General features: G+C 64.1%; 12 protein-coding genes. 6 read left to right on the top strand and 6 right to left on the bottom strand.

Annotated features, from left to right (window positions below; genetic code table 11):
* Positions 1-74: 74 nt before the first annotated feature.
* Genes ACRECX_RS05900 through ACRECX_RS05890 form a run of 3 tightly spaced genes read right to left on the bottom strand, consistent with a single transcriptional unit; the run spans position 75 to position 2,373 of the window.
* Positions 75-683, bottom strand: coding sequence for an SCO family protein (locus ACRECX_RS05900; protein ID WP_431557892.1), 609 nt, complete (start codon positions 681-683; stop codon positions 75-77).
* Positions 684-688: 5 nt separating this feature from the next.
* Complete coding sequence (locus ACRECX_RS05895) at positions 689-1,546, bottom strand: ABC transporter permease (protein WP_431557891.1); 858 nt, start codon at positions 1,544-1,546, stop codon at positions 689-691.
* The gene (locus ACRECX_RS05890; RefSeq protein ID WP_431557890.1) at positions 1,543-2,373 is read right to left on the bottom strand and encodes an ABC transporter ATP-binding protein; all 831 of its coding nucleotides are present in this window, start codon (positions 2,371-2,373) and stop codon (positions 1,543-1,545) included. The genes ACRECX_RS05895 and ACRECX_RS05890 overlap by 4 nt, the downstream gene beginning before the upstream one ends.
* Positions 2,374-2,437: 64 nt before the next feature.
* On the opposite strand from ACRECX_RS05890, the gene ACRECX_RS05885 reads away from it, so the two are divergent.
* Together ACRECX_RS05885 and ACRECX_RS05880 are read left to right on the top strand one after the other, a co-directional pair.
* Positions 2,438-3,844 (top strand): ActS/PrrB/RegB family redox-sensitive histidine kinase, encoded by a 1,407-nt coding sequence (locus ACRECX_RS05885; RefSeq protein ID WP_431557889.1) that lies wholly within the window; start codon positions 2,438-2,440, stop codon positions 3,842-3,844.
* A gap of 243 nt (positions 3,845-4,087) precedes the next feature.
* Positions 4,088-4,654 (top strand): ActR/PrrA/RegA family redox response regulator transcription factor, encoded by a 567-nt coding sequence (locus tag ACRECX_RS05880; RefSeq protein ID WP_431557985.1) that lies wholly within the window; start codon positions 4,088-4,090, stop codon positions 4,652-4,654.
* Between the two features lie 123 nt (positions 4,655-4,777).
* Here ACRECX_RS05880 and ACRECX_RS05875 read toward each other — a convergent pair whose 3' ends face one another.
* Entirely contained in the window at positions 4,778-5,266 is a 489-nt protein-coding gene (locus tag ACRECX_RS05875; RefSeq protein WP_431557888.1) for an MmcB family DNA repair protein, read from the bottom strand.
* A 121-nt stretch (positions 5,267-5,387) separates the two neighbouring features.
* On the opposite strand from ACRECX_RS05875, the gene egtB reads away from it, so the two are divergent.
* Entirely contained in the window at positions 5,388-6,677 is a 1,290-nt protein-coding gene (egtB, locus tag ACRECX_RS05870; protein ID WP_431557887.1) for an ergothioneine biosynthesis protein EgtB, read from the top strand.
* Positions 6,677-7,672, top strand: a complete 996-nt coding sequence (gene egtD, locus ACRECX_RS05865; protein ID WP_431557886.1) for an L-histidine N(alpha)-methyltransferase — start codon at positions 6,677-6,679, stop codon at positions 7,670-7,672. Before egtB ends, egtD begins: the two co-directional genes overlap by 1 nt.
* A 14-nt stretch (positions 7,673-7,686) precedes the next feature.
* Here egtD and ACRECX_RS05860 read toward each other — a convergent pair whose 3' ends face one another.
* Both ACRECX_RS05860 and ACRECX_RS05855 read right to left on the bottom strand, forming a co-directional pair.
* Entirely contained in the window at positions 7,687-9,180 is a 1,494-nt protein-coding gene (locus ACRECX_RS05860; protein WP_431557885.1) for a calcium-binding protein, read from the bottom strand.
* Between the two features lie 27 nt (positions 9,181-9,207).
* Positions 9,208-10,329, bottom strand: a complete 1,122-nt coding sequence (locus ACRECX_RS05855; RefSeq protein WP_431557884.1) for a calcium-binding protein — start codon at positions 10,327-10,329, stop codon at positions 9,208-9,210.
* 187 nt (positions 10,330-10,516) lie between these two features.
* On the opposite strand from ACRECX_RS05855, the gene ACRECX_RS05850 reads away from it, so the two are divergent.
* Both ACRECX_RS05850 and ACRECX_RS05845 read left to right on the top strand, forming a co-directional pair.
* Entirely contained in the window at positions 10,517-11,521 is a 1,005-nt protein-coding gene (locus ACRECX_RS05850; protein ID WP_431557883.1) for a response regulator transcription factor, read from the top strand.
* Positions 11,522-11,669: 148 nt separating this feature from the next.
* Positions 11,670-12,659: a response regulator transcription factor gene (locus ACRECX_RS05845; protein WP_431557882.1), complete on the top strand. Its 990-nt coding sequence runs from the start codon at positions 11,670-11,672 to the stop codon at positions 12,657-12,659.
* Positions 12,660-12,765: the final 106 nt, after the last annotated feature.

Here is a 12,765-nt window from a genome sequence, read left to right as displayed (position 1 = left end):
TGCATCGCGGAATCAAATGGTGATTCTATGCTGCACTGCAATGACACCTTGCCGCAGGGGCATCGGCCGCGCGGCTAAAGGTAGCGTCGTAGGGTTTCCGCCATCTTCGTCGCGGGTGTGCCGTAAGGAATGTGCGTGATGTATTCGCCGTCAGGGCCCATCAAATAGGCAAGCGCCGAGTGATCGATGCTATAGGCGTAATCACCCTGCTTATCCTTGTGCTCAAACTTGCTGTACGTGACACGGTACGCTTTCGCCGCTTGCGCGACAGCTTCGGGCGAGCCGGTCAGCCCGACAAAGTTCGGCCCGAAATTCTCCACATAGGCGGTCACCACGTCCGGCGTGTCACGTTCGGGATCGAGCGAAATAAAGATGGGGACGACTTTCTTCGCATCGTCGCCGAGCCCGTCCAACGCCGCCGCCATGACCTGCAACTCAGCCGGACAGATGTCGGGGCAATGTGTGAAGCCGAAGAACACGAGCATATGACGCCCGCGGAAATCCTGATCGGTGACAGTCTTGCCGTCCTTGCCGATGAGCGCGAACGGCCCGCCAACGAGCGCTTTGCCGGACGTCTGGACGCGCGCGTTTTGCGTATCTGTGTTGAGGATGAGGAGCCCGGCGCCAATCAGCGCGCCGCCAAGGAAGCCGGCAAGGATGACGAGAAGCAGAGACCGTCGCATGTGCGTTACTCACCAAGCTGCAGCAAGGTGCCGTTCTCGCGCGCGCTGCCCAGGAACCAGCTGAACGTGGCATAGCCCGCCACCAGATAGACCGCATTCAGTCCGAGCGCCCACCACAGCCGCGTCGCATCGAAGGTGTGGTGCAAGAGAATGGAGCGCATGCCTTCGAACACGTGGGTCGGTGGCAGCGCGAGCGCAACCGGCTGGAGCCAATCTGGCAGCACCGACACCGGGTAATACACGCAACAGAGTGGCAAGAGCAAAAAGGCGAGCGACCAGGCAAGCTCCTCTGCGCCAAGCCCATAGCGTAGGATCACGCCGGCGGCGATCAAGCCGAGCGACCAACTGGTCAGCACGAGGACGAAGAAGAACGCGACCAACGCGAGCCCGAGATCGAGCAGGTTGAAGCCGAAGAGGAAATAGGCGGCGATGGCGACCGGCACCATGCTGACGCCAAGCCGGATGATGCTCCATAGGCTGAGCGCGGCGACAAGCTCGTAGGGGCGCAACGGGCTCGTCAGCAGATTGCCGAGATTGCGCGACCACATCTCCTCGATGAAGGTGGTGGAGAAGCCGATCTTCGAGCGGAACAGAATATCCCACAAGAGCACCGAGCCGATGAGCACGCTGGCCGCTTGCGCATAGGGATTATCGGTACCAGCGAGATAGGTCTGCAAAAAGCCCCAGGTGAGCATCTGGAGGAACGGCCAGTAGATTAGCTCCACCAGCCGCACGCCGGAGCTGCGCAAGAGGTAGGTGTAGCGGCGGACCAGCGCCCCCACGCGCCGGAGCGAAGCCTGAAGTCCGCTCGGCGGCAGGAGTACCGGCTCGACGTTTCCGATGGCCGTTCGGTAGGCGGTCATGACGCCTTCCTCGGCTGTTCCTCGACGTCGCGATCGCTTGCGTGTTTGGTGCGCCCGCGCACGAGATCGAGGAATACGTCCTCCAACGTCTCCCTGCCGTAGCTTTCGATCAGTGCCTTCGGCCTCTCGTCCTCGATGATGCGCCCCGCTTGCAGCAGGATGACGCGATCGGCGAGGCGCTCCACCTCGGCCATGTTGTGCGAGGCGATGAGGAGGGTGGCGTTCCGGCTCCGCGCATAGTCCTTGAGCTTCTGCCGGACCCAGTCGGCAGTATCAGGGTCGAGCGAGGCGGTTGGCTCGTCGAGCAGCAGAAGCTCGGGTGCGTTGAGCAGCGCCTTGGCGAGGCCGACCCGCGTCTTCTGGCCGGCGGACAGCTTGCCGGTCGGCCGGTCGAGGAGCGGCTCGATCTGCAAATGCGCGGCGACAGAGGCGATGCGGTCGGTCGCGTTGGCGATGCCGTAGAGACCGGCATAGACAGTGAGATTCTGCCTGACCGTGAGCCGCTGCGGGAGATCGACGTAGGGACTTTGGAAGTTCATGCGTTGGGCTACGTCGAAGCGATTGCGGCTCATATCGGCGCCGAACACAAGCACTTCGCCCGCGCTCGGCTTGACGAGGCCGAGCAGCATGGCGATGGTCGTTGTCTTGCCAGCGCCGTTGCCGCCAAGCAGCGCCACGGTCGTGCCGGCGTCGATGGTAAAACTAATGTGATCGACGGCGGTGACGGCGCCGTAGCGCTTTACGAGCCCGCGCACGACCACGGGCGCGCCGGCGAGGTCCCGGCCGGCGTCTGTATCTTTACAAAAATTCGCGGCCGTTTCGTTCATGGCCTTGCGCTGCGCGTCCGCTTTGTCGGAATTATGGCTCGACGCCACGTGCTAGGGTTCAACTATGGCCGCCCTCGACAATAGTCAAACCGCCAGTCAAACCGCCCGCCGTGCCACGGTGCCGGAGTGGCTGCGCGCGGGCGAGAGCAGGCTCAGGCTCCAGACCATCGTACGGTTGCGCTGGCTCGCCGTGCTCGGCCAGAGCATCACGGTGATCGGCGCCTATTGGGTGCTCGGCATCGACCTGCCCATCGGCGGCTGCCTCGCGGTCATCGCTCTGTCGGCGTGGCTCAACGTGGCGCTGCGCATCCGCTACCCGGCGAGCCAGCGGCTCAAGAGCAACTACGCCCTCATGATGCTGGGCTACGACATCCTCCAGCTCGCGGCGCTGCTTTATCTCACCGGCGGGCTGGAGAATCCCTTCGCCTTCCTGCTCATTGCGCCGGTTACCGTGTCGGCCTCGACCTTGCCGCTCAGGATCACCGTGGCGCTCGGCGTGCTCGCCATCGGCGCGGCCACTCTGCTCACGACGTTTCACTATCCGCTTCCCTGGTTCAGTCATTCGACCTTGGATCTCCCACTGCCTTACGTGATGGGGGTGTGGGCGGCGGTGGTGTCGGGCATCCTGTTCATCGGCTTCTATTCGTGGCGCACGGCCGAGGAAGGACGGCGCATGGCGGAGGCGCTCGCCGCCGCCGAGATGGTGCTCGCCCGCGAGCAGAAGCTGTCGGCGCTCGACGGACTTGCCGCCGCGGCGGCGCACGGGCTCGGCACGCCGCTGGCGACCGTCGCCGTGGTCACCAAGGAACTTTTGCGCGACGCCAAGCCGGACGATCCTCACTACGACGATCTTGTGCTGTTGCGGGCGCAGGCCGAGCGCTGCCGCCAGATCCTGTCGGAGCTCGCGGGGCACGGCGAGCAGCTCGACATCATCGTCTCGCGCATGCCGGTGAGCCATCTGATCGAGGAAGTGGTGGCACCGCACCGGTTCGTGGACTTGCCGATCGAGGTGAAGACCGGTCCAGCCGAAGGCGCGGAGCCAGGCAGCGCCGCGGCGCGCGAGCCGGTCGCCCAACGCAATCCCGGCGTCATCTACGGCCTCGGCAATCTCGTGGAGAACGCCATCGACTTCGCGGCGAGCAAGGTCGAGGTCGACGCACACTGGTCGGAGGATGACGTGACCGTGGTGGTCGCCGATGACGGCTCAGGCTTCCCGCCGGACGTGCTGGAGCAGCTCGGCGAACCGTTCATCACCACGCGGCCGAGCGAGAGCTGGGACGAAGAGGCGCCTGACGATGTCGGTATGGGGCTCGGCTTCTTCATCGCTAAGACGCTGCTGGAGCGTTCCGGCGCGCGGCTCGAGCTCGCCAACCGGCCGGAAGGGGGTGCCATGGTCAAGGTGGTCTGGCCGCGGGCGAAATTCGAGCAGGCGCCGGGCAAGGACGTGGCGGAGCCCATGCCGTTCATCTAGGTCCCCGCTTGCCGCGCGCCGTCTTTGTTTGGAATCCCGCAAAAACGCCCAAAGTTCGCTTCGAATCCTGTAATAACGTCTAAAAAAACCTATCCGGTTCATCCTGATGTGCGACCGGCTGATGGCGAGGCTTGCTTGGCGGGGCGAAAGCGCATACCTCTACGCCAAAGAAATTCGCCAATTCGCCTGGGAAGTTACGCCAAAGTTGGGCCGGAGCAGCGTGAGAGGAGCCCGGCTATGGACATGCAATATTTCCCGGCGACGCCGCAGAGCGCTCGCGTGCCCCAGGACCAAACCCTTCTAATCGTCGACGACGATCGCGCCTTTCTCGCCCGGCTCGCCCGCGCCATGGAGGCGCGCGGTTTCGAGGTCGAGGCGGCCGCCTCAGTCGAGGAGGGCCTTGCCTCGCTCAGGCGGCGCCCGCCGGCCTTCGCCGTCGTCGACATGCGGCTCGAGGACGGCAACGGCATCGACGTCATCGCGGCGCTCAAGGACCTGCGTCCCGACGCAAGAGCCGTGGTGCTTACTGGTTACGGCAATATCGCCACTGCGGTCACCGCGGTGAAGCTCGGCGCGGTCGACTATCTGGCGAAGCCTGCTGACGCCGACGACGTCTATAACGCGCTGGTCGCGCAGGGCGACGCCAAGGCGCCGCCGCCGGAGAACCCGATGTCTGCCGACCGCGTGCGGTGGGAACACATCCAGCGGGTCTACGAGCTGTGCAACCGCAACGTCTCGGAGACGGCGCGGCGGCTCAACATGCATCGCCGCACCTTGCAGCGCATCCTCGCCAAGCGCGCCCCGAAATAACCTCCCGCGGTTACCTCCTCTCTTGTCATGCCCGGCCTTGTGCCGGGCATCCACGTCTTAGCCCGCGGTGACGAAATCGTGGATGGCCGGGACAAGCCCGGCCATGACGGGGATATTGGAAATCTAACTCTCAAATCCGCAGCCGGGGTCGAGGTGATGCTGCAAGCGCAGCGCCGCCGCCCGCGCGAAGGACAGCATCATGGCTCTGCGCCGCGCCGCACTGAGCCGCGCTTCGGCCGGCTCGCGCAAGAGCTCTGCGCCATAGCGGTCGGCAAGGATGAGCCCGGCCGCGTCCGGGATCACCTCGCAGGGGAAGTCGGCGGCGACGGCAAAATAGAGGCGGTCGCAATAGTCGAGATATTCGTGCCACTTCCCGTCGGTGCGATAGTCGATGAGGCAGGACTTGATCTCGACAATGAGAATGTCGCCAGACCCCGAAAGCGCCACCACGTCGGCGCGGCGGCCGTTGGCGAGCGGAAGCTCGGTCAACACCGAGTGGCCTAGCGCGCGAAACGTGCGGCAGACGCCACGTTGTAGCGCGGCTGCGGCCTCGGACTGGCGGCCGTCGAAAATGTGAAGCGGATCCTGGCCTTGGGTGTCCGTCTCGAGCACGGGGATGCTCCCTAGAATCAAGCAATCGTCACGGAATTGTGCATGGTTGATCATTTCGCGAAGCGGAACAAGCTGGTAAATCGCGTGTTTTGGGACAGGGCCCCGAACCCCCGGAGGGACCATGAGCCTCAGTCATAGCGTTCTCGCCGAGGCCCGGCGCGGAACCGAGCCGAAGTCTACATCCCAGCACGATCGCCTGATGGAAACGCGCCGCCTGTCGCTCGAGCTGGCGGAGCCGCTCAGCGACGAGGATCAGGTCGTTCAGGCGATGGACGACGCGAGCCCGACCAAATGGCACCTCGCGCACACGACATGGTTCTTCGAGGCGTTTCTGCTCACGCGCTTCCTGCCAGACTACCGGCTGTTCGACGAGACCTTCGAGTATTGCTTCAACTCCTACTATGAAAGCGTCGGGCCGCGGCATCCGCGCCCGAAGCGCGGGCTGCTCACGCGGCCTTCCGCGAACCAAGTGCGCGCCTATCGTGCCCATGTCGACGAAGCGCTCGACCGCCTGGTGGCGGACAGCATGCCCAAGGAGGCGACCGAGCTTGTCGAGCTCGGCATCAACCACGAGCAGCAGCATCAAGAGCTGTTGCTCACGGATATCCTGAGCCTGTTCGCGTCGGGCCCGCTCAAGCCGGCTTATCGCGGCAGCAGGCCTGGCGTGCCGGCGGCAACGCCTGCGCCGCCGACTTGGTCCGCGTTCGACGGCGGCATTTTCGCGGTGGGCCATAACGGCGACGGCTTCGCCTACGACAACGAAGGCTCCCGGCACGAGCAGCTGATCCGCCCGTTCAAGCTCGCCGGTCGCTGTGTCACCAATGAAGAGTGGATCGCGTTCATCGAAGATGGCGGTTACCGTACCCCGACCCTGTGGCTCGCCGACGGTTGGGCCACCGTCAATACGAATGATTGGCGCGGCCCGCTCTATGTCGAGGAGGCTGACGGCGGTTTCATGCAGATGAGCCTCTTGGGCTTCCGCCCCGTCGATCCCGCAGCGCCGGTCACCCATGTGAGCTACTATGAAGCGGACGCCTTCGCTCGCTGGTCCGGCTACCGGCTCCCCACCGAGTTCGAGTGGGAGGTCGCGGCGGCGAGCGTGCCGGTCGAAGGGCGTACGCTCGGGGCCGGTCATTTGCGGCCCATGCCCGCGAAGCCCGGCGATGGGCTTCAACAGATGTTCGGCGACGTATGGGAATGGACGGCAAGCGCCTACCTTCCCTACCCTGGCTTCAAGACCGCTCCCGGCGCCGTGGGCGAATATAACGGCAAGTTCATGTGCAATCAGTTCGTGCTCAAAGGCGGCTCCTGCGCCACGCCCGAGGGCCATATCAGGCGCACCTACCGCAATTTCTTCTACCCACATCAGCGCTGGCAGTTCACCGGCCTCAGGCTCGCGGCGGACGCCTGATGGCAAGCGACGCGTCCTCCCTGCTGGCCGAACACCGGCACGGGCCTTCGCCGTCGGCGCGGCGCGCGGCCGCGCGCGCCGACTTCGTCGAGGCGGTGCTTAAGGGACTGTGGCGGCGGCCGCGCTCTATTCCCTGCCGCTTCCTCTACGATGCGCGGGGCTCCGAGCTGTTCGAGGCGATCACGCGGCTCGAGGAGTACTACCCGACCAGGGTCGAGACGGCGCTGCTCAAGGCCTACGGCGCGGACATCGCGCGGCTAGCGGGCGCGGACAGGGTGCTCGTCGAGTTCGGTTCCGGTTCGAGCCGCAAGACGAGTCTCCTGATCGAGGCGCTCGGCAACATTCCCGCCTATATCCCCATCGAGATCGCACCCGAATGCCTGCGCGAGGCCATGGCTTGGCTCGGGGTGCGGCACGAAGACCTCACCATCGTCCCGCTGATTGCCGATTTCACAAAGACGCGCGCGCTGCCGCCCATCGCTCAGGGCCGCCGGCGGCTCGGATTCTTCTCCGGATCGACCATCGGCAATCTGAGCCATGACGAGGCGCGGGCATTTCTCGTCAACGCCGCTCATCTCTTGGGCGGAGACGCAATGTTCCTCGTCGGCGTCGACCTGAAGAAGCCGGCGTCGATCCTCGTGCCGGCCTATGACGACGCCGAGGGCGTGAGCGCCGCCTTCAATCTCAATCTGCTTGCCCGGATCAACCGCGAGCTCGACGGCACGTTCGACCTTTCGGCCTTCGCCCATGAGGCGATCTGGAACGAGACAGCAGGACGGATGGAAATGTATCTGAAGAGCCTCGCCGATCAGACGGCGCTTGTGCTCGGCCGCCGCTTCCCCTTTGCCAAGGGCGAGCGCATCCACACCGAGAATTCGCATAAATATTCGGTGGCGGAGTTCCAAGCGCTGGCGCGCATCTCAGGCTGGCAGCCGGTGCACGCTTGGACTGACGCCGAGCAACTCTTCAGCCTGCATCTGCTGCGGGCCGGCTGACAAGGCGCTGCGGCTCAGAGCACGAAGTCTTCGGCGACCAAGGGAATGTCGCCCACGAGGTGAATTGCGAAGTCGGCGATGGCATCACCGTCGCCGCCAAGCTCGAACTGGACGATCGTGATGGCGCCGCCGAGTACGAAGAAGCGGACTTGCGGCGCAGTGCCGTCGAAGGCGAGATTGCCGATGAACACGAAATCTTGATTCTCGAACATGGCCAAGGGCGTCACATCGATCACATCGCCATCGGCCTGGCTGAAGTCGATGATAATGTCGAGAGTCCCAAGGGCAACCCCCGTTTCGTCGGATTCAAAGAAAGCGAAAGAATCTGCGCCGGAGCCGCCCGTCATAACGTCCACGCCAGGACCGCCCCGTAGCGTGTCGTTGCCGAGACCGCCGAACAGCACGTCGTTGCCGATAAGGACGATCAGGGTGTCGCTGCCGTCACCGCCCTGGAGGACATTGTCGCCGCTGTCGCCGGTGAGGGCATCGTTGAAGTTGGAGCCGATGAGGTTCTCGATGCCCGTCACGGTGTCGCCCGAGGAATCTCCGAGCCCGCCGCCCACTCCAGTTGACAAGCTGACGGCAACGGCCGAAGGCGAGCCGGCGTAGCTCGCGGTATCGATACCGGGCCCGCCGATCAAGGTGTCGGCGCCGGGGCCGCCGATCAGGGTGTCGTTGCCCGTGCCGCCGTTCAGCAGGTCGTCGCCGCCGTGGCCGAGGAGGGTGTCATCGCCGCCGCCGCCGATCAGAGTGTCGTTGCCCTCAAGTCCGCCCAAGTTGTCGTTACCACCGCGGCCTTCCAGGGTGTTGCTGCCATTGTCGCCAAAGAGGACATCGCCGAAGCTCGAGCCGATGACATTCTCGATCCCCGTTAGCGTGTCGCCTGTCGCATCTCCGCCGTCGCCAATGACCAAGAGCAGGCTCACGCTAACCCCGCCAGGCGAGCCGGCGTAGCTGGCCGTATCGTTGCCCGAGCCGCCGTTAAGAGTATCGCCGCCGGCACCGCCTTCAAGCGTGTCGTTGCCGATACCGCCATTCAGCGTGTCGTTGCCTCCGCCACCCTTGAGGGTGTCGTTGCCCGTGCCGCCATTCAGCTTGTCCTTGCCGGCATTACCGAAGAGCTTATCGTTGCCCGCGCCACCGTTGAGCGTGTCCCTGCCACCGCCGCCCTTGAGGGTATCGCTGCCGCTACTGCCGAACAGCTTGTCGTTGCCGGCGTTGCCGAAGAGCTTGTCCTTGCCGCTGCTGCCGAAGAGCTTGTCGTTGCCGCCGCCGCCCTTCAGCGTGTCCTTGCCGCTGCTGCCCTTCAGCGTGTCGTTGCCGCCATTGCCGAAAAGCTTGTCGTTGCCCGGCCCGCCCTTCAGCGTGTCGTTGCCGCCATTGCCGAAAAGCTTGTCGTTGCCGCCGAAGCCAAGGAGCAGGTCGGCGGCGCCAAACCCGAAAATGCTGTCGTTGCCGTCAGTACCGAACAGTTTGTCTTTCCTGCTGGTGCCTTTGATGATTGCCATGTCGCAAGTCCTCAAATCGGCTGCGGCTCAGAGCACGAAGTCGCTTTGGAGTAGAGTGATGGCGCCGATGAGCACGATCTCAAGGTCGACCTCGGTGTCGCCGTCGCCGCCGAGATCGAACTGAACGACTGTAATGGTGGGGGCGCCAGGGACAGGAGGGGTGAATAGGAATGCGCGGGCCTGAGGGCCGGCGCCATTGAAATCGGCGTTACCGATGAAATCGAAGGCTTGGTCTCCAAAGAGTCCAATATCTGCGTCGATGGTGCTGACATCGATCAGATCGCCGTCGGCCTGGCTGAAGTCGAGGATTTCGTCGCGGCTCGCTGGGACGATCGTCGAATCGGCGATATTGTTGTAGTCGAAGGTGTCTGCGCCGGGGCCGCCGGTCAAGATGTCCCGGTCGAGACCACCGCGGAGGAGGTCGTCGCCCTCACCACCGATCAGGGTGTCGTTGCCGCCGCCGCCGAGGAGCGTGTCGTTGCCGCCGCCGCCGAGGAGCGTGTCGTTGCCGGTGTTGCCGCTTAAGGCATCGCCGCCCCCGCCGCCTTGCAAGATGTTGTCGCCACCGTCGCCGAAGAGGGAATCGTTGAAGTTCGAGCCGATGAGGTTTTCGATACCCGTCAGCGTGTCACCCGCCGCCTGACCGCCAAACCCGGCGCCGGTGGCCAGGCTAACGCCGACACCGCCAGGCGCGGTGCTATAGCTGGCCGTGTCATTGCCCGAGCCGCCGTTCAATGTATCGGGGCCGGCACCGCCTTCAAGCGTGTCGTTGCCACTGCCACCTATGAGCTTGTCGTCGCCACCGTTGCCGAACAGCTTGTCGTTGCCGCCGCCGCCCTTGAGCGCGTCGTCGCTTCCGTTGCCGAAAAGCTTGTCGTTGCCGCCGTTGCCGAAGAGTTTGTCCTTGCCGCTATTGCCAAAGAGCTTGTCCTTGGCAGCGCCGCCGATGAGCTTGTCGTTGCCGGCGCCACCGATGAGCTTGTCCTTGCCACCGCCACCTTTGAGCGTGTCGCTGCCGCCGCCGCCTTTCAGCGTGTCGTTGCCGCCCCGACCAATCAGCAGATCGGCCGCACCGAACCCGAAAATGCTATCGTTGCCGTCAGTACCGAACAGCTTGTCTTTCCTGCTGGTGCCTTTGATCTTGGCCATGTCGCAAGTCCTAAGAGCCGCTTGTCCCTTGGACTGGAAGGTAAGCGCGGCGTGGCGCATGCCAATGGTAAGAAATGAGTAGATCGCGTCGGAATTCCGCCTAAAATCGGCAGCGACGTGCCTCTCCTTGCGGGACTATTGGGCCCCAGCGCTGCCGGTCATTTCGGCCTTGATGCGGGAGAAGGGAATGAGCGGAAGTGCCGACGCTCTCCATTCGCTGACCCCGCGCGAGCGCGATTGCCTGCGGCTTCTTCGCCAGGGTTTATTCACGCCTCAGGTCGCCTCGGCCCTCGGCATCTCCGTTGCGACGCTGAACAAGCATCTGGCATCGGCACGCCGGAAACTGGGCGTCATCCGAACCGCGCATGCGCTTCTGCTCTGCCCGAGAGACGCCTTGTCAACCGGGTCCGCAAGTTGGGACGCGATCAGCGCGGTATTGGACAGTTCACCGCCGGTGTGTGATTTCGCGCGCGCCCTTGAGTCGTGCCCAACCTTTTACGAAGCATGGGCCACGCTGCGCGATCATGTCAGCGGTCTCGGCGTGACGTACTTATCGACGGTTCTGGTCGCTGAGCCGCCTGGACAGCTTACCAACGGCGCGCGCGGCCTTGCCACGTCCGCGCCCAAGCACCTGTTTGAGATGCATCAGGACATGGGTGGCGCGAACGCCGACCCAGCGGTTCGCCGCATTGCCACGGAGATGACGAGTGTGCTGGTTGACAATGAGCGCTTGGTGTACGCGTTGCTCGATGACGTACCCAAGCCGGTTGCCGCGTTGGGCCGGGCTCTCCTCGACGAAGTAGACATGCGATTCTGCCTGCACCAAGTGGACCGCGACAGCTTCACGGGCGCGCCACTGACGAATGGGTTTTTCGTCGATACTCACGCGGTTGCCGACTTTCGGCGGAACTCGGGTGGAGATCCCAAGGAGGCGTTGCAGGCTATCTCCAGGGTTTTTTGGGATTTTGTGCAAGACAAGCGGCTGCTGCGCCCGATTGCCGGCCTTACGCACCGACAGGTCGAGGTGCTGACCCTCTTGGCCCGCGGGTTCAGCCTCGAAGAATCGGCGGAACAAATGAGCGTCTCGCGCCGCTCGGTAGAGCGAACGCTCGCCGGCGCCCGCAAGAAGCTCGGCGCGCGCACCACCCCGGCCGCCATCTACCGCGCCATGGTCTACCGCGCGCTTGCCTGAGGGTTTCGTGTTGACGCAACTGGGCGCGTACCAACGGCCCAAGAGAAATGGGTGGATAGGTTCGTAATTCCGCTTAGAATCTAAGGTAGGCGCTCTCTCTCCGCGGCAGCGCCGACCGGTCATTTCGGCCTTGATGTGGGAGAAGGGAATGAGCGGAAGTGCCGACGCTTTCCATTCGCTGACCCCGCGCGAGCGCGATTGCCTGCGGCTCCTTCGTCAGGGTTTATTCACGCCGCAGGTCGCCTCGGCCCTCGGCATATCCGTCGCGACCCTGAATAAGCATCTGGCATCGGCACGTCGGAAACTGGGCGTCATCCGAACCGCGCATGCGCTTCTGCTCTGCCCGGGCGACGGCTTGGCCACCGAGTCTCCACGTTGGAGTGCAACCAGCGCGGACTTGGACGGTTCGTCGTCGATTTGTGACTTCGTAGGTGCACTCGAGACATGCGCGACTTTTCACGAGGCATGGGCTGCGCTCCGTGACTATGTCAGCCGCTTCGGCGTGATGCGAATGGTGACGTGCTTGCCCGGGCAGTCCGCCCACGGCGGCCGTCCGCTCGCCACATCCCTTCCCAACCATGTGATGCAGCTGTATGAGGACATGAGTGGGGAGGATGCAGACCCAACGATCTACCACGCCATTATGGCGCAACCGACGAGCGTTTTCTTCGACAATGAGCGTGTGCTACGCGCCGGCGACGAGATACCGCGGCCGGCTGCGGCTTTCGGGCAGGCCATGCTCGATGGCAATATGCGGTTCGCGCTGCACCAACCGGACTGCGATAGCCTCACGGCAGCGCCATTGGTGCAAGGCTTTTTCGTCGATCCTCACGCGGTCGGCGACTTTCGGCGGAACTCGGCTGGAAATTCCCGAGGGACGTTGCAGGCAATCTCCAGGACTTTTTGGGATTTCGTGCAGGACAAGCGGCTGCTGCGCCCAATGGCCGGCCTTACGCACAGCCAGGTCGAGGTGCTCGCCCTCTCTGCGCGCGGATTCAACCTAGAGGAATCCGCCGAGCAGATGAGCGTTTCGCGCCGCTCGGTAGAACGAACGCTCGCCGGCGCCCGCATGAAGCTCGGCGCGCGCACCACCCCGGCCGCCATCTACCGGGCCATGGTCTACCGCGCGCTGGTATAGGCGAGTTTCGCAAATCGAGGGGAAAGCGGCCCTAGAGCACGAAATCGCCGGACGAGAGCGCGCCCACCTTAACCAGAATCTCGAAGTCGGCCTTGCCGTCGCCGTT

Source organism: Methyloceanibacter sp. (assembly GCF_050726195.1).
Classification (GTDB): Bacteria; Pseudomonadota; Alphaproteobacteria; order Rhizobiales; family Methyloligellaceae; genus Methyloceanibacter.
The sequence above is the reverse complement of the archived record's forward strand: the minus strand, read 5'-3'. Positions and strand labels throughout refer to the sequence as shown.